The 19,459-nt window shown below is 71.7% G+C and carries 16 protein-coding genes and 2 pseudogenes; 11 read left to right on the forward strand and 7 right to left on the reverse strand.

Annotated elements, in window-relative coordinates; translation table 11 throughout:
* Nucleotides 1-104 precede the first annotated feature (104 nt).
* From LE548_RS05720 to LE548_RS05740, 5 genes are read left to right on the forward strand one after another with little or no spacing between them, the layout of a single operon-like run.
* Nucleotides 105-1,139, forward strand: a complete 1,035-nt coding sequence (locus tag LE548_RS05720; RefSeq protein ID WP_225095533.1) for a phytanoyl-CoA dioxygenase family protein — start codon at nucleotides 105-107, stop codon at nucleotides 1,137-1,139.
* A complete protein-coding gene (locus LE548_RS05725; protein WP_225095534.1) occupies nucleotides 1,136-2,404 on the forward strand; it encodes a DUF6271 family protein in 1,269 nt (422 codons plus the stop codon). Before LE548_RS05720 ends, LE548_RS05725 begins: the two co-directional genes overlap by 4 nt.
* Nucleotides 2,401-3,603: a type III PLP-dependent enzyme gene (locus LE548_RS05730; protein ID WP_225095535.1), complete on the forward strand. Its 1,203-nt coding sequence runs from the start codon at nucleotides 2,401-2,403 to the stop codon at nucleotides 3,601-3,603. Before LE548_RS05725 ends, LE548_RS05730 begins: the two co-directional genes overlap by 4 nt.
* A gap of 1 nt (nucleotide 3,604) precedes the next feature.
* Nucleotides 3,605-4,108, forward strand: a complete 504-nt coding sequence (locus tag LE548_RS05735; RefSeq protein WP_225095536.1) for a GNAT family N-acetyltransferase — start codon at nucleotides 3,605-3,607, stop codon at nucleotides 4,106-4,108.
* Nucleotides 3,997-5,310, forward strand: coding sequence for an MFS transporter (locus LE548_RS05740; RefSeq protein ID WP_374116030.1), 1,314 nt, complete (start codon nucleotides 3,997-3,999; stop codon nucleotides 5,308-5,310). Before LE548_RS05735 ends, LE548_RS05740 begins: the two co-directional genes overlap by 112 nt.
* Before the next feature lie 28 nt (nucleotides 5,311-5,338).
* Here the strand turns inward: LE548_RS05740 and LE548_RS05745 are convergent, their stop codons facing one another.
* A complete protein-coding gene (locus LE548_RS05745; RefSeq protein WP_225095538.1) occupies nucleotides 5,339-5,755 on the reverse strand; it encodes a LysR substrate-binding domain-containing protein in 417 nt (138 codons plus the stop codon).
* Nucleotides 5,756-5,765: 10 nt separating this feature from the next.
* Here LE548_RS05745 and LE548_RS05750 point away from each other — a divergent pair, with 10 nt between their 5' ends.
* Nucleotides 5,766-6,098 carry a DMT family transporter gene (locus LE548_RS05750; RefSeq protein ID WP_225095539.1) on the forward strand — a complete coding sequence of 111 codons (333 nt, stop codon included), beginning with the start codon at nucleotides 5,766-5,768 and terminating at the stop codon, nucleotides 6,096-6,098.
* Nucleotides 6,099-6,227: 129 nt separating this feature from the next.
* On the opposite strand, the gene LE548_RS05755 is transcribed toward LE548_RS05750, so the two are convergent.
* The 4 genes and pseudogenes from LE548_RS05755 to LE548_RS05770 form a co-directional block, all read right to left on the reverse strand.
* Nucleotides 6,228-6,746, reverse strand: coding sequence for a hypothetical protein (locus tag LE548_RS05755; RefSeq protein WP_225095540.1), 519 nt, complete (start codon nucleotides 6,744-6,746; stop codon nucleotides 6,228-6,230).
* A gap of 244 nt (nucleotides 6,747-6,990) precedes the next feature.
* Nucleotides 6,991-7,183, reverse strand: a pseudogene (locus LE548_RS05760) (aldo/keto reductase); the annotation flags it as partial.
* A gap of 69 nt (nucleotides 7,184-7,252) precedes the next feature.
* Nucleotides 7,253-7,918: a TetR/AcrR family transcriptional regulator gene (locus LE548_RS05765; protein ID WP_225095541.1), complete on the reverse strand. Its 666-nt coding sequence runs from the start codon at nucleotides 7,916-7,918 to the stop codon at nucleotides 7,253-7,255.
* Between the two features lie 15 nt (nucleotides 7,919-7,933).
* Nucleotides 7,934-8,692: an SDR family oxidoreductase gene (locus LE548_RS05770; protein ID WP_225095542.1), complete on the reverse strand. Its 759-nt coding sequence runs from the start codon at nucleotides 8,690-8,692 to the stop codon at nucleotides 7,934-7,936.
* 115 nt (nucleotides 8,693-8,807) lie between these two features.
* On the opposite strand from LE548_RS05770, the gene LE548_RS05775 reads away from it, so the two are divergent.
* Both LE548_RS05775 and LE548_RS05780 read left to right on the forward strand, forming a co-directional pair.
* Nucleotides 8,808-9,755 (forward strand): NADP-dependent oxidoreductase, encoded by a 948-nt coding sequence (locus LE548_RS05775; RefSeq protein WP_225095543.1) that lies wholly within the window; start codon nucleotides 8,808-8,810, stop codon nucleotides 9,753-9,755.
* A gap of 154 nt (nucleotides 9,756-9,909) precedes the next feature.
* Nucleotides 9,910-10,050, forward strand: a complete 141-nt coding sequence (locus LE548_RS05780) for a hypothetical protein (protein WP_225095544.1) — start codon at nucleotides 9,910-9,912, stop codon at nucleotides 10,048-10,050.
* A 163-nt stretch (nucleotides 10,051-10,213) separates the two neighbouring features.
* Here LE548_RS05780 and LE548_RS05785 read toward each other — a convergent pair whose 3' ends face one another.
* On the reverse strand, nucleotides 10,214-11,743 hold the full coding sequence (locus LE548_RS05785; protein WP_225095545.1) for a UDP-N-acetylglucosamine 1-carboxyvinyltransferase: 1,530 nt from the start codon (nucleotides 11,741-11,743) through the stop codon (nucleotides 10,214-10,216).
* A 372-nt stretch (nucleotides 11,744-12,115) separates the two neighbouring features.
* Between LE548_RS05785 and acnA the strand changes: the two genes are divergently transcribed.
* From acnA to LE548_RS45935, 3 genes and pseudogenes are all read left to right on the forward strand, one after another.
* On the forward strand, nucleotides 12,116-14,833 hold the full coding sequence (gene acnA / locus LE548_RS05790; RefSeq protein WP_308029924.1) for an aconitate hydratase AcnA: 2,718 nt from the start codon (nucleotides 12,116-12,118) through the stop codon (nucleotides 14,831-14,833).
* Nucleotides 14,834-15,021: 188 nt separating this feature from the next.
* On the forward strand, nucleotides 15,022-15,780 hold the full coding sequence (locus tag LE548_RS45930) for a hypothetical protein (RefSeq protein WP_308029926.1): 759 nt from the start codon (nucleotides 15,022-15,024) through the stop codon (nucleotides 15,778-15,780).
* Between the two features lie 50 nt (nucleotides 15,781-15,830).
* A pseudogene (locus LE548_RS45935) lies at nucleotides 15,831-16,436 on the forward strand (sensor histidine kinase); the annotation flags it as partial.
* A 164-nt stretch (nucleotides 16,437-16,600) separates the two neighbouring features.
* Here the strand turns inward: LE548_RS45935 and LE548_RS05800 are convergent.
* Nucleotides 16,601-19,294, reverse strand: coding sequence for a SpoIIE family protein phosphatase (locus LE548_RS05800; protein ID WP_225095547.1), 2,694 nt, complete (start codon nucleotides 19,292-19,294; stop codon nucleotides 16,601-16,603).
* Between the last annotated feature and the right edge of the window lie 165 nt (nucleotides 19,295-19,459).

Raw genomic sequence — 19,459 nt, forward strand, 5'->3', positions numbered from 1 at the left:
CGCCCGCGACGAAAGCGCGGGCGGCCCGCACGATCTTGCTCTTTTCCCCGGATCTCCACAGCACGTGCTCGCACTTGTTCTCCCGTGTTTTCCAGAGGAATCGCATGCAGACGCCCCACCCCTTCCTCCACCGAGCCGCCTCCGACCGCCCCTACTTCAGCGCCGACGGCGAGACCTACCTCGCCCCGGCCCCGCTGCGGGACCTGAAGAAGACCCACCCCCTGCGCGTACTCTCGGAGGAGGACTTCGCCTTCTGGCAGACGTACGGCTACGTCGTCGTCCGCGAGGCCATCACGCCCGGCGAGGCCAAGCAACTCCTCGACTTCGCCTGGCAGTTCCAGGGCCTCGACCCCGACGACCCCGAAACCTGGTACCGAGAGCCGGAGTTCCGCTCCGACCTCGACCAGCACCTGTTCATCTACGGCTTCGTGGAGGCCTACCACCACCAGCTCATCTGGGACAGCCGCCAGAGCCGTCGGGTCTACGACGCCTTCGTGGACGTCTGGGACTGCGCGGAGCTGTGGGTCACCCTGGACCGCCTCAACCTCAACCCGCCCAACACCCGCACCCGTTCCCGCTCCCTGATCGAACCCACCGACGAGGGCTTCGACATCGAACTGCACTGGGACGTCGACACCACCCTCGCCGTCCTCCCGCAGCGCGTGCAGGGCATCATCGCCCTCAACGACACCCGGCCCGAGCTCGGCGGCTTCCAGTGCGCCCCGGAACTCTTCCGCCGCTTCGAGGAGTGGCGCATCGCCCGGCCCGCCGGCCGCGACCCGGTCCGCCCCGGCACCGACCGCGCCGAGTTCCCGGTGATCCGCCCCGAGCTCCAGGCCGGTGACCTGCTCATCTTCAACGGCCTGCTGGCGCACGGCGTCGCCCCGAACCTCTCTGACAACGGTGTCCGAGCCGTCCAGTACCTGTCGATGATGCCCGCCCTGGAGGAGCACACCACGCTGCGCGACTCCCGGATCCACTCCTGGCGCACCCTCGCGACCCCCGACTGGAACGCCACCCTCCTCGGCGACTCCCGCGAGCCCGAGGCCCACCGCTACGGGCCCGCCACGCTCGACCCACTCGGCAGAAGACTGCTCGGCCTGGACTCCTGGACCACCGCGGCGGAAGAGGCCCAGTGAACCGGATCTGCCTGTGCCTGCCCACCAACCGGGCCTGCTCCGCCACCATCACCGCGATCCACACCGAAGCCGCCTACGCGGCCGAACACTTCGGTGCCGACGTCCAGTTGCTGATCCTCGACTCCGCAGACGCCCGTGCCCGCGCCGAACACGCCCGGGTCGCAGCCGCCCTCCGCCGGACGCCCGGCGTCACCGTCCACCACCTGGACGAGGACGAGCAACGCGCCTTCCTGCGCCGGACGATCGACCGGGCAGGCCTTCCGGACCCCGACCGCCTGCTCCGCCTCATGCTCCCGCCCGCTGTCTCCTACGGCGCCTGCACCAACCGCGCCTTCCTCCTGGCCGCCGCACTCGGCTGCACCTCCCTGCACCGCAGGGACTCCGACAGCGCCTACCAACTCCACGCCGGACAGCCGGTGTTCCCGGTCCGGCACGAGCTGCCGCACCTCGGCCGCCCCGCCGCCGAGGCCATGGCCTCCGTCACCCGGACCGACCTCGCCCCGGCGCTGCTGAGCCGCCCGGTGTCACTGGTGGGCGCTTCCTTCATCGGTGAACTCTCCGTCGACATCGGGGAGATACGACGCCTGGACGAAGGCGTCTACCACGACGTAGTGAGCCTCTGGGCGCCGGGCGACTGGTCCGAGGACCGCAAACGGGACCTGGTCGAGGAGTCCTTCACCGGCGCCGGCACGGCCCCGTTCACCGCCGACCACTCCACCCTCACCGTGGTCGACCCCATGCGCGTCGACATGTGCAACGTCGCCTTCGACCGCTCTGTCTACGAACGCGTCCCGCTGCCGCCCGCCACCGACACCATCGGCAGCGACTACTTCCTCCTCCACCTCGTCCACGACACCCGCCTGCCCGGCATCCTGCACAACCGGCACATCGAGAACTTCCACACCCCCGAACGCCGCACCGACACCGGATTCCCCGCCTACCAGCGCCGGTTCGTGAAGTTCCTGCTGTCGATGCTCTACTTCCACGACGTCTACGACCGCATGGCCGCCGAGGGGGACGGCCTCCCGGCCGACCGAATAGTGGAGTTCCTGCGGGAGAGCACCACCCTGGACCGCACCGAGAACGTGTGGCGTCTGGACCGGGTGGACACGGCGTATCGCAAGCTCGGCGGCAGGTACGCGGCGTTCGCTGATCACCTTGCAAGGGAGCGTGGCCGGTTATTGGACCAGGCCGAGTCGGACATCGAGGCCTTCGCCGACCTGATGGAAACGTGGCCGGCACTCATCGAGGCGGCCCGCACATGAGCGCCCCGCCTCGGGCCACCCCCAGGGGGACCCTCACCACCGCATTGAGCACTGCGGAAACCGACCGCATCATCTACGACCTCACCGGCATAGCGCGCCAATACGACACCCTCCTCACCGAGTTGCCCGGCATCCACATCCGCTTCGCCCTCAAATCCTGCCCGGTCGACGAAGTCCTCCGCTGCCTCGCGCAACGCGGCGCCGGCGTCGACGCGGCCGGCCCCGCCGAGATCGCCCAGGCCCTGCGCACCGGCGTGGACGCGACCCGCATCCACTACGGCAACACGGTCAAGTCCGACCACGACATCGCCGAAGCCCGCCGGCAAGGCATCCGTACCTTCGCGACCGACAGCGTCGAGGACGTTCTGGCGATCGCCCGGCACGCCCCCGGCACACGGGTGTTCTGCCGTCTCACCACCAGCGGGGACGGCGCCCTGTGGGGCCTGAGCCGCAAGTTCGGCTGTTCTCCTCAGGACGCCGTCCGTGTCCTGGAGACCGCCCGCGCGGCCGGACTCACCCCGGCCGGGCTGTCGGTGCACGTCGGCTCCCAGCAGATGACCTGCGAGGCCTGGCAGCAGGCCGTCGACACCCTCGCCGAGACCCTGACGGCCCTGGCGCTGCGGGGGATCGTGCTCGACCATGTCAACCTCGGCGGCGGCCTGCCCGCGCTCGGCTACCAGGACCGCCACGGCACCCCGCTCGAACCGCCCCTGGACAAGATCTTCGCCGTGCTCCGCGAGGGCATGGACCGCCTGCGGAACCTCAGCGCGTCCCCCCTCGACTTCGTCATGGAACCGGGCCGGCACCTGGTCGCCGACCACGGCGCCGTCCGCGCCCATGTCTCCCGGCTGACCCGCCGCCGCGGGCCCGACGGCACCGGCACCCACTGGCTCTACCTGAGCTGCGGGAAGTTCAACGGACTCTACGAGATGGATCAGTTGACCCACCGGATGGTCTTCCCGGGCCACCTGGACGAGCGGGAGTACGTGCCCGCGATCGTCGCCGGGCCCAGCTGCGACAGCGACGACGCCTACGGCGACGGCCGGCACCCGGTACTCGTCCCTGCGTCCCTCGCCTCCGGCGACCCGGTGTGGATCCTGTCCGCCGGCGCCTACGCCACCAGCTACATGACCCAGGGCTTCAACGGCATCCGCCCGCTGCCCTGCTCCTGCGTCCGAGGCCAGGAAGGACACCACTGACATGCGAGACCTCATACGGGGCATCACCGAGGCCGACTGGCCCCAGGTCGCGGCCCTGGAGGCCGGGGCGTACGCGGGCACCTCGCTGACGGAGGGCGAGGCCGGGCTGCGGTCCCGGGCCTCGCCGGGCACCAGCTTCGTCCTGGACCAGGGCGGCCGGATCGCGGGCTACGTGCTGGCCCTGCCCTACCCGATGTTCCACTACCCCGACCTGAACCGGCCCGAGCCGGCGGTCCACCCCTCCGCCAACCTCCACCTGCACGACCTCGTCGTCTCAACACCCCTACGCCGCAGGGGACTTGGCACCCGTCTGGTCCGCCATCTCACGGACGTGGCCCGCAGCCGCGGCTTTGCGACCATCTCGCTGATCGCGGTCACCGGCAAGGAGCCCTTCTGGCGCGCCCACGGCTACCGCGCCCACCCCGAGGCGCGCCTGCCCGCCGGCTACGGCACCGGCGCGGTGTACATGTCGACACGGCCGGCCGTGCTGCGGAGGGCGAGCTGATGGCCACGGTCTCCTACCGGCACGCCAAGTGGTCGATCGCCGCGCTCTTCTGCTTCCTCGGCTTCCAGTACGGCACCTGGGTCTCCCGCCTCCCCGCGCTGAAGACCCGGCTGGACCTGGGAGCCGGGGAGGTCGGCCTGCTGCTGATGGCCTGCGGGGCCGGTGCGGCGGCCTCCTTCCCGCTGGTCGCCGTCCTGATGCGGCGCCTGGGCTCACGCCGGCTGTCCCTCGCCGCGGGCGCGGCCCTGATCGCCGTACTGGCCGCCCTGTCCGCCGCACCGGACTATCCGCTGGCACTGGGGGCGGTGTGCGCGGACGGGGTCGCGGTCGGCTGCCTGAACGTCGCCATGAACGCGCAGGGTGCCGCGCTGGAGCAGGCGTACGACCGCACCGCGATGTCCCAACTGCACGCGACGTTCAGCGCGGGCCTGCTCGCCGCCGCCCTGCTGACCTCGGGCGTGACCACCCTGACCGCCTCCGTTCCGGCCCATTTCGCCCTCTCCGGCGGCCTGTTGCTGCTCCTGCTCGCCGGCGCCCGCCCCGGCCTGCTGACCCAGCGGGCGGCGGCAGCGGCCGACGAGCCCGAGCGGGACCGCCGTTGGACCCTCCCCTCCGCCACCACCCTGCTCATGGGCTGCGCCATGGCCTTCGGCACGATCGCCGAGGGCGCCATGAACGACTGGTCGACGCTCTATCTGAAGGACGTCGTCAAGGCGTCCGCGGCCGTCGCGCCCCTGGGCATCGCCGTCGTCTCGGTGATGATGCTGCTGGCCCGGGTGTGCGCCGACCGCTGGCGCACCCGCTGGGGCGACGGCCGGGTGGTCCGGGTGGGCAGTGCGGTGGCCGCCGCGGGGCTGGCGCTCGCCCTGCTCGCGGGCGGGGTCGTCCCCACCCTCCTCGGCTTCGCCTGCGTCGGCCTCGGCGCGGCCGCCGTCACCCCGTGCGTCTACGTCGCCGCCGCCGGCCACGGCTCGGACGCGCTGGCGCTGGTCGCCGCGATGGGCACCACGGGTCTGCTGGCCGGCCCCGCCCTCATCGGCTTCGTCGCGGGCGCGGCGAGCCTGACCCTGGGCATGGCTGTCGTCGCCCTCTCCGCCCTGATCGTGACCCTGACGGCGATCTGGATTCCCTGGCGCGCCCGGGAATCCACCGCCCGTCAGGCGGGGGACCGTCCGTCCCTCGCGGCCCACGAGAACGCGTAGGGCACCCATGGCCCTCCGGTCGTAGGGATCAAGGCCGGCGGCTACCAGCCGGCACCTCGGAGGCCGCTGCCGAGACCGGCATGTCGAGCGTGCCGCCGATGTCGGGGCGCCGGCCCATGCCCATGTGGTACACGGCCTGGATGCTGCGCCGTACCGGGGTGTTCAGGGTGTGGACGCTCAGCTCCGGGGAGGGGACCGGCAGCGCCGGCCGGGGGATGAGGGCCACTCCCGCGCCGCGGGTGATCAGCGCCGTCAGCACCGTGACGTCGTTCGCCACGGCCACCGGCCGGGGCACGAATCCGGCCGCCCCGCAGGCGCGTCGGGCCATCTCGTGACAGGCCGTCTCGGGGCCCGGCAGCAGCCACGGGGCGTCGGCGAAGTCCCCGAGTTCGGCGGGGGCACCCGCGGACAGGCCGTGGCGGGCGGCGTCGGCCGGATGGAGCACGGCGCGTGCCGTGCCGGCCGCCCCGGCCGGCGCCACCCTGGCGACGCTGTACCTCGGGGTCCTGCCGTCGGCCGCCGGATTCGTGGTCTGGGGCTACGCCGTCGCCCGGCTCACGGTCACCGCCGCCACCGCGGCGCTGTACCTGGTGCCCGTGACCGCCCTCGTCGTCGCGTACGTGTGGCTCGGTGAGACGCCCGGACTCGTGGAGTACCTCGGCGGAGCCGTCACCCTCGCCGGTGTCGCGCTGCTCGACAGCAGACCGCGGTCCGGCAGGCCCGGCGGCGACCGGACCGCCCGGGACGCCTCGGGCGCCGTGCCGGCGCGGAGTACGGCGCGCGGCTGAGGCGTCCCCGGCCGGACCCTCAGTGTGCGGGCCGAACGTGTCGGTCATCCGGCACGGGGGGCCGATCTTGGGGCTGCCGTCCTCGGCGAAGTGTTCCTCCGAGACGATCAGCGTGGCGCTCGGGTGAGGTCAGGAGAGTCCCGACGCCCGGAGGACCGCCTGCAGCGCCTCGTCGTCGATACGGTGGCCCAGCCGTTCCAGAACCTCGGCTCCCTGACGCAAGGTGCCGCTTGCCATGGAGCGGCGGACGCCCGTGTCGAGTTCGTGCCAGAGCAGCGGGTTGGCGGTGAGGACGCGGGGGTCGAGTTCCAGCCGGTTGCCGTGGACGTCCCGCAGGACCAGGTGCGAGGAGACGCCGTCGTATTGCCGTACTGCCGTCAGCGCGTCCGTGCGGACCATGCGCCGGCGCCAGGGCGTGCGCACCGCCAGCCAGCCGGGGCCCGCACTCACCCGCTGGGGAAGCAGGACGGTGCACACCGCGGCCGACAGGGTGAGCCAGAGCAGGGCGCGCAGGGGCGTGAGGCTTCCGGCGTCCCAGTCGACCAGGAGGCTCAGGGCGCAGAACAGCAGGGCGCAGCTCACCGCGAGCCGGGCGCTGCCACGCCAGTGGCGGTCGCCGGCCGAGCCTGGCGGTCCGCTCCGTCGCATGACGCCGACGCTAGGCGCCCGTACCGGGTCCGGCGACCGCTGCTTACGCGGTCCTAGCGCCGTAGGGGCGAATCTTGACGGGATCCTGACGCCCGTAACGGAAGTCGGTCCTCAGCCGGTGTGCCGGTGTGGACGCGGGGGCGCAGGGCCCGGTCGGGTTCCGCCTCGCGCAGGACCTCTCGGGTGACCGGGGCGACCTCGTCGTCGGTCGCGAAGGACGTCGACGTGTCCACCGTGTCGGTCAGGGCCGGCTGTCGAGTCCGACCGGGGCACCGTTCTTGATGCGGAATCCGAACGTGGTGCCGATCACGACCTGGTCGCGGACGGGAGCAAGGGCCTCACCGACAAGCTCCTCGTTGACATAGGGGCCGTACACCTCCGCCGTGTCGAAGAACGTGACCCCGCGGTCGACGGCACCCCGGAGCACATCGATACATGTCGCTCCGGTCACCAGGATGCGGGCCGTAAGGAAATGTCCCAGGCACGCCATCAGCCGGGTGTCCGGTTCAGCCCTCAGCGGCGTTCCACAGCTCCCTGAGTTCCACCCAGTCCGGTGCCGGGCCGCGCAGCGCGGTGGGCCCATCGGCGGCCGGGGTGCACAGCCCGGCGAGGACCAGGTCCAGGTACCGCAGGTGGAGCGCGGTGGCGCGCTCGTCGGTGACGGGGATCCGCGCGGTGAGGTGTTCGAGCAGCAACGGAACGTCGGCGGAGGTGAAGTCGGCGCGCAGCACTCCTGCTCGGTGGGCGCCGTCCACCAAGTCGTCGAGGGCGGCCCGGAGTTGGGCGGCGGCGGCCACGATCTCGTCGGTGGCCGGCAGCCGGCCCCCGACCAGGGGGAGCAGCGGACCGCCGGCTCCCTGGGCCGAGAGCGCGTCGCGCAGGAAGCGGGTGAAGGCCGCCCAAGGGTCGGGCTCCTCGGTGAGCGCCGTGCGTGCCTGGGCGACGAGCTGTTCCATCCCCACGATGCGCATCCGCTGAGCCAGCAGTTCCTTGCTGGGATAACGGCGGTAGAGGCTGCCCATGCCGATGCCGGCCCGGCGGGCGATCTCCGAGACGGGGGCGTCCCAGCCGAGCTCGGCGAAGACCTCGCGCGCGGCCTGCAGGAGGCGGGCGTCGTTGCGGTCCGCCTCCCGCCGGCGGCCGCGTGGCCTGCCCGTCTGCGTGTCACCCATGGCAGGCATTCTCCTCTACGGCCGTGCCACGCCGTGCCCGCCGTCGACGGTGAGCACCTCGCCGGTGACGAAGCCCGCTTCCTCGCCGACGAGCATGGCGATCGCCCGGGCCACGTCCTCCGGTTCGGCGACTCGCCCCAGAGGGGTGTTCTCCGCCAGCCGCCGCTGGAACTCCTGCGGCATGCGCGCGCTGCTCTCCGTGCGGACGTAGCCGGGTGCCACGACGTTGACGGTGATGCCCAGGGGACCGGCCTCGTGGGCGACGAAGCGGGCGAAGGTGTTCAGGGCGGCCTTGGCGGTGCCGTGGGCGGCCATGCCCGGGGCGGGCGGACCGTCGGCCACGGCACTGGAGACATACACGATCCGGCCCTGCCCCTGGGCGCCCATGAGCCCCAGTGCCCGCTGGGTGAGCGTGTAGACGGATGCCAGCTCGTCCGTCACCTTGGTCCGGAAGTCGTCCCAGGCGAGGGTCTGCACCGGGGTGGGGGTGAAGCGGGCACCGGCGTTGCAGACCAGGACGTCCAGGCGCCCCTCGGGCGCGGAGCGCTCCAGCAGGCCGGCCGCCTGGCCGGGGTCGTACACGTCGGCCTGCACGGCGAAGGCCTCACCGCCGTCGGCCTCGACGAGCTTGACCACCTGGTCGGCCGCCGCACGGTTCGAGAAGTAGTTGACGGCTACGCGGTAGCCGCGAGCCGCGAGTTCCCGGGAGGTGGCCGCGCCGATTCCCCGGCTGCCGCCGGTCACCAGGGCTGTCGGCTTGGTCGTGGCGTTCATGTGTCCTCCCGCGTCGGCGTGATCCGTCGACCAGCCTATCGGAGCGGAGCGCTCCGCTCAAAAAATTTGCCCGTGAGCGGGAATCGGTCCTCCCGGCACCGCGTTGTCCGCCGACATGAGCGAAGCAGTAGTAGCGCGTGCCTACGGCGGTCCGGACGTGCTGTCGGTGATCGAAGTCGCCGTACCGGAGCCCGGTCCGGGCCAGGTGCGCATCGAGGTCCGTGCCGTCGGTGTCAACCCCGTCGACCACAAGGTGTACAGCGGCGCCTTCGGGACCGATCCGGCGAACCTGCCGATGCGGCTCGGTGCCGAGGCGGCCGGTGTGGTGACCGCGGTCGGTGCAGGCGCGACCGGACCCGCCGGCCCGATAGCGGTCGGCGACGAGGTGATCGTGTACCGAGCGCCCGGCGCGTACGCCACCGAACTCGTCGTGCCGGCCTCGTCGGTGGTGCCCAAGCCCGCCGGTCTCTCCTGGGAGCAGGCCGGCGGGCTGATGGTCGCCGGCGTCACGGCCGTACACGTCCTCGAAGCGATCGGCCTGCGGGAGAACGACTCGGTGCTGATCCACGGCGCCGCCGGCGGGGTCGGCCTGATGGCCGTGCAGCTGGCCGTCGAGCGCGGTGTCACGGTGCTGGGCACGGCGAGCCCGGCCAAGCACGAGGTGCTGCGTGAGCTGGGCGCGATTCCGGTCGCATACGGGCCGGGTCTGGCCGACCGGGTACGTGCGGCAGCACCGGCGGGCGTCCAGGCGGCGGCCGACCTGGTGGGCACCGACGAGGCGGTGGACGTCTCGGTGGAGCTCGTGGCGGACCGGTCCCGCATCGCGACGATCGCGGCGTTCGAGCGCGGTGCCGGAGCCGGGATCAAGCTCCTGGGCGGTGGGCCCGGCGCGGACCCCGGCGCGGAGATCCGCGCCGCCGCGCGCCTGCGGCTCACCGAAGCCGCGGCGGCCGGGCGGCTGCGCGTCCTGATCGCCGGCAGCCACCCGCTCCGCGAGGCCGCTGCCGCCCATCGGCGGATCATGACCGGGCACACGACAGGGAAGATCGTCCTCGTCCCGTGACCCAGCCGTCGCATGAGAGGGGACGGGGGAGCGTCCGCAACGGAAGCGGTACGCGGTGAAGCGCTGCCTTTGCTCGTGGTGGTCGGAGCGGCCGGGAGCTTGCGGCACACACCTGCTTCAGGCGGCCCGGCGGGCGCCCTTCAGAGCCCGTGCCATGGTGCACGGGCCGACCGGGCGCCGACGCGTCGCCGGCCTGGGCGTGCCCGAGGTCTTCGAGGCTGACCTCGCGGATCCCGACGCCGTCCGTCAGGCGCTGGAGAACGCCGACTCCCGGGCACAGAGTCTCAGGCTGTGATCATCCGGCATCCCCCGGAGGTGCCCCCGGTGGATGAGGTCGCACGGCAGGAGCCCGGCCTCGGCCCGGGTCCCCGAGAAGTCCCAGGGGAGCCGCCGCACTTCCCTCTGCCTTGCGTTTCCGCAGGTCAAAGCTGCTGCGACGACTCGTTCCTGGCGGGCGCTCAGATATCCCGGAAGGTCTCGATCTGCGCCCCGATCGAGTTCAGCCGCTCGGCGAGGTCCTCGTAACCCCGGTTGATGACATACACGTTGCGCAGCACCGACGTGCCCTCGGCCGCCATCATCGCCAGCAGGACGACCACGGCGGGGCGCAGGGCGGGCGGGCACATCATCTCGGCGGCGCGCCAGCGGGTCGGGCCCTCGACCAGGACGCGGTGCGGGTCGAGGAGCTGCAGGCGGCCGCCGAGGCGGTTGAGGTCGGTCAGGTAGATCGCGCGGTTGTCGTAGACCCAGTCGTGGATGAGGGTCTTGCCCTGCGCGACCGCCGCGATGGCCGCGAAGAACGGGACGTTGTCGATGTTCAGGCCCGGGAAGGGCATGGGGTGGATCTTGTCGATCGGCGCCTCCAGCTTGGAGGGGCGGACCGTGAGGTCGACCAGGCGGGTACGGCCGTTGTCCGCGCAGTACTCGGGGCTGCGGTCGTGGTCGAGGCCCATCTCCTCCAGGACCGCCAGCTCGATCTCCAGGAACTCGATGGGCACGCGGCGCACCGTCAGCTCCGACTCGGTCACCACGGCGGCGGCCAGCAGGCTCATCGCCTCGACCGGGTCCTCGGAGGGGGAGTAGTCCACGTCGACGTCGATGTTCGGCACGCCGTGCACGGTCAGCGTGGTCGTGCCGATGCCCTCGACCTTGACCCCGAGGGCCTCCAGGAAGAAGCACAGGTCCTGGACCATGTAGTTGGAGGAGGCGTTGCGGATGACCGTGACGCCGTCGTGCCGGGCGGCGGCCAGCAGCGCGTTCTCGGTCACCGTGTCGCCGCGCTCGGTCAGTACGATCGGACGGTCGGGGCGCACCGCGCGGTCGACCCGCGCGTGGTACTGCCCCTCGGTGGCCGCGATGTCCAGGCCGAACCGGCGCAGCGCGATCATGTGCGGCTCGATGGTCCGCGTGCCGAGGTCGCAGCCGCCGGCGTAGGGCAGCTTGAAGGCGTCCATGCGGTGCAGCAGCGGGCCGAAGAACATGATGATCGAGCGGGTGCGTACGGCGGCCTCCGCGTCGATCGCCGCCATCTCCAGCTGGGCCGGCGGCACCAGCTCCAGGTCGACGCCGTCGTTGATCCAGCGAGTGCGCACGCCGATGGAGTTCAGCACCTCCAGCAGGCGGTACACCTCCTCGATCCGCGCGACCCGGCGCAGCACCGTGCGCCCCTTGTTGAGCAGCGAGGCGCACAGCAGCGCCACGCAGGCGTTCTTGCTCGTCTTCACGTCGATGGAGCCGGACAGCCGGCGCCCGCCGACCACGCGCAGATGCATCGGACCCGCGTACCCCAGCGACACGATCTCACTGTCCAGGGCCTCACCGATGCGGGCGATCATCTCAAGGCTGATGTTCTGGTTCCCCCGCTCGATCCGATTGACCGCACTCTGGCTGGTGCCGAGCGCCTCTGCGAGCTGCGTCTGTGTCCAGCCCCGGTGTTGCCGGGCGTCACGGATGAGCTTGCCGATGCGCATGAGGTAGTCGTCTGCCATGAGGTTGAGGCTATCTCAGATATGAGATGGCGCCCGTCAGGGGGGTCCATTCGGGTGACGGCACGTCAATGACCAGCGAAGGCGCGGAGGATGTCCGGCGTCCGGGTGATTCGTCCGCAGAACTGTGATAGTTCCGGACGTGTAGGACATGTCGGGTGCCGTTCGCCGAAATGCGGCAGGGCGCGGCGGGGTCCGGCATGACCATCCGGCGGCCATGTACTAGAGTTATCTCGACATCGAGATATCTGCCAGGCGCACCGCACCCGCCACCCGCTAAGGGTTACCTAACTTAGCCGTACCTTAGTGGATCGGTCCAGCCGGCGTGGCGGCACGATTGACGGTGGTACGCGCACATCAATGAAGGAGACTGTCGTGTCGGCGAACAGCTTCGACGCCCGCAGCACGCTGCAGGTGGGCGACGAGTCGTACGAGATCTTCCGGCTGGACAAGGTGGAGGGCTCGGCCCGCCTGCCGTACAGCCTCAAGGTCCTGCTGGAGAACCTGCTCCGCACGGAGGACGGCGCGAACATCACCGCCGACCACATCCGTGCCCTCGGCGGCTGGGACTCCCAGGCCCAGCCCAGCCAGGAGATCCAGTTCACGCCGGCTCGCGTGATCATGCAGGACTTCACCGGCGTTCCCTGCGTCGTGGACCTCGCCACCATGCGTGAGGCCGTGAAGGAGCTCGGCGGCGACCCCGCCAAGATCAACCCGCTGGCCCCGGCCGAGCTGGTCATCGACCACTCCGTCATCGCCGACAAGTTCGGCACCAACGACGCCTTCAAGCAGAACGTCGAGCTGGAGTACGGCCGCAACAAGGAGCGCTACCAGTTCCTGCGCTGGGGCCAGACCGCCTTCGACGAGTTCAAGGTCGTCCCCCCGGGCACCGGCATCGTCCACCAGGTGAACATCGAGCACCTGGCCCGCGTCGTCATGGTCCGCGACGGCAAGGCCTACCCGGACACCCTGGTCGGCACCGACTCGCACACCACGATGGTCAACGGCCTCGGTGTCCTCGGCTGGGGCGTCGGCGGCATCGAGGCCGAGGCCGCCATGCTCGGCCAGCCGGTCTCCATGCTCATCCCGCGCGTCGTCGGCTTCAAGCTCACCGGCGAGCTCCAGCCCGGCACCACCGCCACCGACCTCGTGCTCACCATCACCGAGATGCTCCGCAAGCACGGTGTGGTCGGCAAGTTCGTCGAGTTCTACGGCGAGGGTGTGGCGGCCACGAGCCTCGCCAACCGCGCCACCATCGGCAACATGTCGCCGGAGTTCGGCTCCACCGCCGCGATCTTCCCGATCGATGACGAGACCCTGAACTACCTGCGCCTGACCGGCCGCACCGAGCAGCAGGTCGCCCTCGTCGAGGCCTACGCCAAGGAGCAGGGCCTCTGGCTGGACCCGAAGGCCGAGCCCGACTTCTCCGAGAAGCTGGAGCTGGACCTCTCCACGGTCGTCCCGTCCATCGCCGGTCCGAAGCGCCCGCAGGACCGCATCGTCCTCGCGAACGCCGCCGAGCAGTTCAAGCTGGACGTCCGCAACTACGTGGACGACGCCGACGAGGCGGGCAAGGAGTCCTTCCCGGCCTCCGACGCCCCGGCCGTCCACCCGAACGGCTTCCCGTCCAACCCGGTCCCGGTGACCGCCCCCGACGGCACCACCTACGAGCTGGACCACGGTGCGGTGACCGTCGCGGCCATCACCTCCTGCACCAACACGTCCAACCCGTACGTCATGATCGGCGCCGCCCTGGTCGCCAAGAAGGCGGTCGAGAAGGGCCTGACCCGCAAGCCGTGGGTCAAGTCCACCCTCGCCCCGGGCTCGAAGGTCGTCACCGACTACTTCGAGAAGGCCGGCCTCACCCCGTACCTGGACAAGCTCGGCTTCAACCTCGTCGGCTACGGCTGCACCACCTGCATCGGCAACTCCGGCCCGCTGCCGGAGGAGGTCTCCAAGGCCGTCAACGACCACGACCTCGCCGTCACCTCGGTGCTGTCCGGCAACCGCAACTTCGAGGGCCGGATCAACCCCGACGTCAAGATGAACTACCTGGCGTCCCCGCCGCTGGTCGTCGCCTACGCCATCGCGGGCTCCATGAAGGTGGACATCACGCGTGACGCCCTGGGCATCGACCAGGACGGCAACCCGGTCCACCTGAAGGACATCTGGCCGACCGAGGCCGAGGTCAACGAGGTCGTCGCGGCCGCCATCGGCGAGGACATGTTCGAGAAGTCCTACGCCGACGTCTTCGCGGGCGACGCCCAGTGGCAGTCCCTCCCGGTCCCGACCGGCAACACCTTCGAGTGGGACGCCGAGTCCACCTACGTCCGCAAGCCCCCGTACTTCGAGGGCATGGGCATGGAGCCGGCCCCGGTCGAGGACATCGCCGGCGCCCGGGTCCTCGCCAAGCTGGGCGACTCGGTCACCACCGACCACATCTCCCCGGCCGGTGCCATCAAGGCCGACACCCCGGCCGGCCAGTACCTCACGGAGCACGGCGTCGAGCGCCGCGACTTCAACAGCTACGGCTCCCGCCGCGGCAACCACGAGGTCATGATCCGCGGTACGTTCGCCAACATCCGCCTGCGCAACCAGATCGCGCCGGGCACCGAGGGCGGCTACACGCGTGACTTCACGCAGGACGGCGGCCCGGTCTCCTTCATCTACGACGCCTCGCAGAACTACCAGGCCGCCGGCATCCCGCTGGTCGTCCTGGCCGGCAAGGAGTACGGCTCCGGCTCGTCCCGCGACTGGGCCGCCAAGGGCACCGCGCTCCTCGGCGTCAAGGCCGTCATCGCCGAGTCGTACGAGCGCATCCACCGCTCGAACCTCATCGGCATGGGCGTGCTCCCGCTCCAGTTCCCGGAGGGCGCCTCCGCCGAGTCCCTCGGCCTGACCGGCGAGGAGACCTTCTCCGTCTCCGGCGTCACCGAGCTGAACAACGGCACCACCCCGCGCACGGTCAAGGTCACCACCGACACGGGCGTCGAGTTCGACGCGGTCGTCCGCATCGACACCCCTGGTGAGGCCGACTACTACCGCAACGGCGGCATCATGCAGTACGTGCTGCGCAACCTGATCCGCAAGTGATCCCCAGGTAGCAGCCGACCGGCACAGCCGTAGAGGGCCGCATCCCCGGAACACCGGGGGTGCGGCCCTTGGGCGTATCCGGGGTGTGACCTTCGCCGTGTCCGGACGCGTGGCCTTCCCGCCGCACCCATCGCCCTTCCCCAGACGGAGCACAGGCTTCCCTCAGCCGACCGGCACAGAATCGCTCCATGCCAGGCACCCCTGGGCCGCACGCCCGACGTACCCGCAGCCGCTGCCACCGGATCCGGCCGCTGCGCACCCGCCTGCCGCTTCTCGTCGCCGCGACCCTCGTCGCCGTCTGCGCCGTCCTCGCCCTCATCACCGCCCTCTCCCAACGCGCCTTCCTCATGGGCGCGTTGGACGACCGGGTCGCCGACGCCGCCGCACACGGTGTGGCCGGTGCCGCCCGCGACCCCGCCCGCCCCGCCGACCTCGCCTTTCTCGGCACCGGCGGCCACCCGGACGGGCTGCTCGCCGCCCGGTTCGACACCGGCGGCGCCATCCTGTCCGCCGCCGTCGTCCGCGGCGACGACGGCCCGTTCCCGCTCACCGTGGCCCAGCGCGGCGCCCTCACGGGCGTCCCCGACGACGGCTCGGTTCACACCCGCACCGTCCCCGGGCTCGGCACCTACCGTCTCACCGCCCTCGACGCGAGCGGCATCCGCGTCCTGGCCGGCCTGCCCCAGGACGACGTACGGCACACCCTCGCCCAGCTGACACGCATCGAAGCCGCGGCCACCGGCGCCGTCCTGCTCCTCGCGGGCGGCGGCTGCGCCCTCGCCGTCCGGCGCCAACTGCGCCCCTCGGCCGGGTCGCCGTCACCGCGGCCCAGGTCACCCGGGCACCGCTCACCCCCGGCCGGCCCCTCCCGCTCGCCCGGATCCCCGTGCCCGACACCGACCCCGGCACGGAGACCGGCCAGGTCGGCGCCGCCCTCAACCGCATGATCGATCAGGTCGAGGCCGCCCTCGCCGAACGCCGGCGCGACGAGGAACGCATGCGCCGCTTCATCGCCGACGCCGGCCACGAACTGCGCACCCCGCTCGCCTCCATCGTCGGCTACGCCGAACTGATCAACCGCGCCCCCGGACCAGGCGCCGCGGCCGGCCTAGCCTGGCGCCGGATCGGCACCGAGTCCGCCCGGATGACCGGCCTGGTCGAGAACCTGCTGCTGCTCGCCCGCCTCGCCGAGGACCGGGCCCCGCGGACGGCCGAGGTGGACCTCGCGGCCCTGGTCGCGGAGGCGGTACGGCATGCCCGTACGGCCGCCCCGGACCACGTCTGGCGCCTCGAACTCTCCCTGGATTCCCAGGCGTTGGTCGCCGGTGACGCCCCCCGCCTGCACCAGGCCGTGGCCGTCCTGCTGACCAACGCCCGCATCCACACCCCGCCCGGCACGACGGTCACCGTCCGCGTCGAGACCGCCCCTGGCCACCACACGGTCCACATCGGCGACAACGGCCCCGGCATCCCGCCCGCCCTGCTGCCCACGGTCTTCGACCCCTTCACCCGCGCCGACACCTCCCGCACTCGCCAGGGCCTCACCGAGGGCGGCTCGGGACTCGGACTGGCAGTCGCGGCGGCGATCATCCGCGCACATGGCGGCACGGCCCGCGTGGCCAGCACCCCCGGCCGGACCGAGTTCACGGTCGAGTTCCCGGCGGCCGGTCCGTCGTTCCCGCCCGGACAGCCCGCGCAGGACCGCCTGCCCGCCGCCGGCGCGAGACCTCCCGGCCGCTCGGCAGCTCCGCCTGACCCCGGTCCGGCTCACTCCGCGAGGAGTGCGCCGAGATCCGGCACCGCCAGCTCGGCCCAGATCACCTTGCCCTGCGGGGTGTACCGGGTCCCCCAGCGCTCGGACAGCTGCGAGACCAGGAACAGGCCGCGTCCGCCCTCGTCGGTCGCTGCCGCGTACCGCAGATGCGGCGAGGTGCTGCTGCCGTCGGCCACCTCACAGATCAGCGAACGGTCATGGATCAGCCGCACATGGACCGGGTCGGAGCCGTAGCGGATGGCATTGGTGATCAGCTCGCTGAGCACCAGTTCCATCCCGAAACCCAGCTCGGACAGGTCCCATTGGGCCAGCTTCTCGGACACGGCGGCACGCATCCCCGACACGGCGGCCGGCTCTCGCGGTACGTCCCACTCGGCGACGCGGTCGGCCGGCAGCGCCCGGGTGCGCGCGATGAGCAGGGCGACATCGTCACCGGGACGCTCGGGCAGCAGCTCCTCCAGCACCGCCCGGCAGCTCTCCTCGGGCGGCCGGTCGGGATGATCCGCCAGCGACCGGCGCAGCAGCTCCATCCCCACGTCCAGGTCGCGCGAGCGGTCCTCGACCAGGCCGTCGGTGTACAGCACCAGCCCGCTGCCCTCCGCGAGCTCGAACTCCGCCGCCTGGAACGGCATGCCCCCCAGGCCCAGCGGCGGCCCGGCCGGCACATCGAGGAAGGAGACGCTGCCGTCGGGCGAGACCAGCGCGGGCGCGAGGTGCCCGGCACGCGCCATCGCACAGCGGCGCGTCACCGGGTCGTAGATCGCGTACACGCAGGTGGCCCCCACGATCTCGCCGGGCGTCTGTGAGCAGGCCTCGTCCTGGTCGATCCGGCCGACCAGGTCGTCCAGGTGGCCGAGCAGTTCGTCGGGCGGCAGGTCGAGGGTGGAGAAGTTGTGCACCGCGGTCCGCAGCCGGCCCATCGTCGCCGCGGCGTGCAGACCGTGACCGACGACGTCGCCGACGGCCAGCGCCACCCGGCTGCCCGGCAGCGGGATCACATCGAACCAGTCGCCGCTCACACCCGACTGGGCGGGGAGATAGCGATAGGCCACGTCGAGGGCGCTCTGCACGGGCAGCGCCCTCGGCAGCAGGCTGCGCTGCAGGGTCACGGCCATGGCGTGCTCGCGGGTGTAGCGTCGGGCGTTGTCGATGCTCACCGCGGCGCGGGCCACCAGCTCCTCCGCCAGCGACAGCTCCTCCGCGTCGAAGGGCTCCCGCTTGGAACGCCAGAAGTTGACCACACCCAGCACGCTGCCACGGGCCTGAACAGGGGCGGAGATGAGCGAGTGGATGCCGTAGTCCAGGATCTGCCGGGCACGCTGCGGATCCTGCACGGTCCAGCCGTTGGTGTCCGACAGATCGGTCACCAGCTCGGAGCGGCCGGCGCGGTAGCCGCGGGCCGGCGGGGTGGCGGGCAGGAAGTCGATCAGCTGCCCCTTCTCGTAGAGCGGGTGATCGTTGCGGATACCGCCCACCGCGACCCGCCGCATGTCGGTCGCCGTCGGTCCCGCTTCCTCGCCGCGCAGCACGGCGTCGGCCACGTCCACGGTGACGAAGTCGGCGAACCGGGGGACGGCGACCCGTACCAGTTCGTCGGCCGTCTGGACCACGTCGAGGCTGCTGCCGATGCCCAGGCCCGCGTCGTACAGCAGCTCCAGCCGCGCCCGCGTCACCTCCGCACGGCCGGATATGGCCTGCAGTTCGGTGCAGTCGCGGAGCGTCACCACCGTCGCGCAGGGGCCGCCCGCGCGGGTCGTGGGCCGCTGGTTCACCGCCAGCAGCCGGCCCCCGGCGAAGTGCACCTCGTCGGAGGCCTCGCGCCCGGAGACGAGCAGGTCCACCGTCTCGGCGTCGAGCCCCGGCAGCTCCCGCACCGCGCGCCCCTCGGCATCGGAGGGCAGCTCCAGCAGCCGGGCGGCCTCGTCGTTGACCAGAAGCAGCCGCCCGTCACCACCGACGATGAGCACGCCCTCGCGCACCGAGTGCAGCACTGTGTCGTGGTGCTCGTACATCCGGGTCATCTCGTCCGGGGCCAGGCTGTGCGTCTGCCGCCGCAGCCGACGGCCCACCAGTGCCGTACCGCCCGTCGACACCACCAGCGCGCCGGCCCCGGTGGCCAGGATGATCGGCAGCTGCCGGTACACCTCGCCGGTCACGTTCTTCACCTTGAGCCCGGCGGAGACGAGGGCGACGACCCTGCCGTGCGTGTCGTCGACCGGAACGGTCGCCTGTTCCTCGTGGCCGAGCGGCCCGTGGACCGTCTCGGTGTAGACCTTCCCGGCCAGTGACGGCCCGATCGTGCCCACGAACCGGTGCCCGATCTTGCTCGGGATGGGATGGGTGTAGCGGATGCCCTTGGTGTCCATGACCACGATGAAGTCGACGCCCGCTGCCTTGCGTGTCGCCTCGGTGATGGGCTGGAGCACCTTGGACGGCGCCGGAGTGCGCAGGGCCTGCAGGATGCCGGGGGAGTGCGCGAAGGTCTGCGCGACGGCGACGGACCGGCGCCTGGCATCACTGGTGGTGTCACGTTCCGACTGCACGACGAGAGCGATGACGCCGCAGACCACGAGCAGTGCCACCAGCGCCACTTGCAAAAGGAAAACCTGCCCGGCGACGCTGCGCGGGCTCCGGCCGGCTGTGAAGCGCCGGAAGTGACACCTGAATCGGGCGAATGCGTCCGACATGCCGTATTTGTAGCACCCCATATGCCTGGCTGCCTATGGCCGGTCCGCGAAGCGGACGGGTTTTCTGTACCTCATGCGTCACGCCAGAAAACTCCCGCCCCTCAGGTCACGGTGGTGACGGGACTTGTGTGTCTGTCCGTGCGGTCGCTCTGGGCGGACCCGGTG

This window comes from Streptomyces sp. CoH27, from assembly GCF_020181035.1.
GTDB classification, from domain to species: domain Bacteria; phylum Actinomycetota; class Actinomycetes; order Streptomycetales; family Streptomycetaceae; genus Streptomyces; species Streptomyces camelliae.

Coding starts and splice junctions, on each gene's coding strand:
- LE548_RS05800 (WP_225095547.1), bottom strand. CDS start 19,294: ATGTCGGACGCATTCGCCCGATTCAGGTGTCACTTCCGGCGCTTCACA.
- LE548_RS05780 (WP_225095544.1), top strand. CDS start 9,910: ATGGTGCACGGGCCGACCGGGCGCCGACGCGTCGCCGGCCTGGGCGTG.
- LE548_RS45930 (WP_308029926.1), top strand. CDS start 15,022: ATGCCAGGCACCCCTGGGCCGCACGCCCGACGTACCCGCAGCCGCTGC.
- LE548_RS05720 (WP_225095533.1), top strand. CDS start 105: ATGCAGACGCCCCACCCCTTCCTCCACCGAGCCGCCTCCGACCGCCCC.
- LE548_RS05785 (WP_225095545.1), bottom strand. CDS start 11,743: ATGGCAGACGACTACCTCATGCGCATCGGCAAGCTCATCCGTGACGCC.
- LE548_RS05775 (WP_225095543.1), top strand. CDS start 8,808: ATGAGCGAAGCAGTAGTAGCGCGTGCCTACGGCGGTCCGGACGTGCTG.
- LE548_RS05755 (WP_225095540.1), bottom strand. CDS start 6,746: ATGCGACGGAGCGGACCGCCAGGCTCGGCCGGCGACCGCCACTGGCGT.
- LE548_RS05735 (WP_225095536.1), top strand. CDS start 3,605: ATGCGAGACCTCATACGGGGCATCACCGAGGCCGACTGGCCCCAGGTC.
- LE548_RS05770 (WP_225095542.1), bottom strand. CDS start 8,692: ATGAACGCCACGACCAAGCCGACAGCCCTGGTGACCGGCGGCAGCCGG.
- LE548_RS05730 (WP_225095535.1), top strand. CDS start 2,401: ATGAGCGCCCCGCCTCGGGCCACCCCCAGGGGGACCCTCACCACCGCA.
- LE548_RS05765 (WP_225095541.1), bottom strand. CDS start 7,918: ATGGGTGACACGCAGACGGGCAGGCCACGCGGCCGCCGGCGGGAGGCG.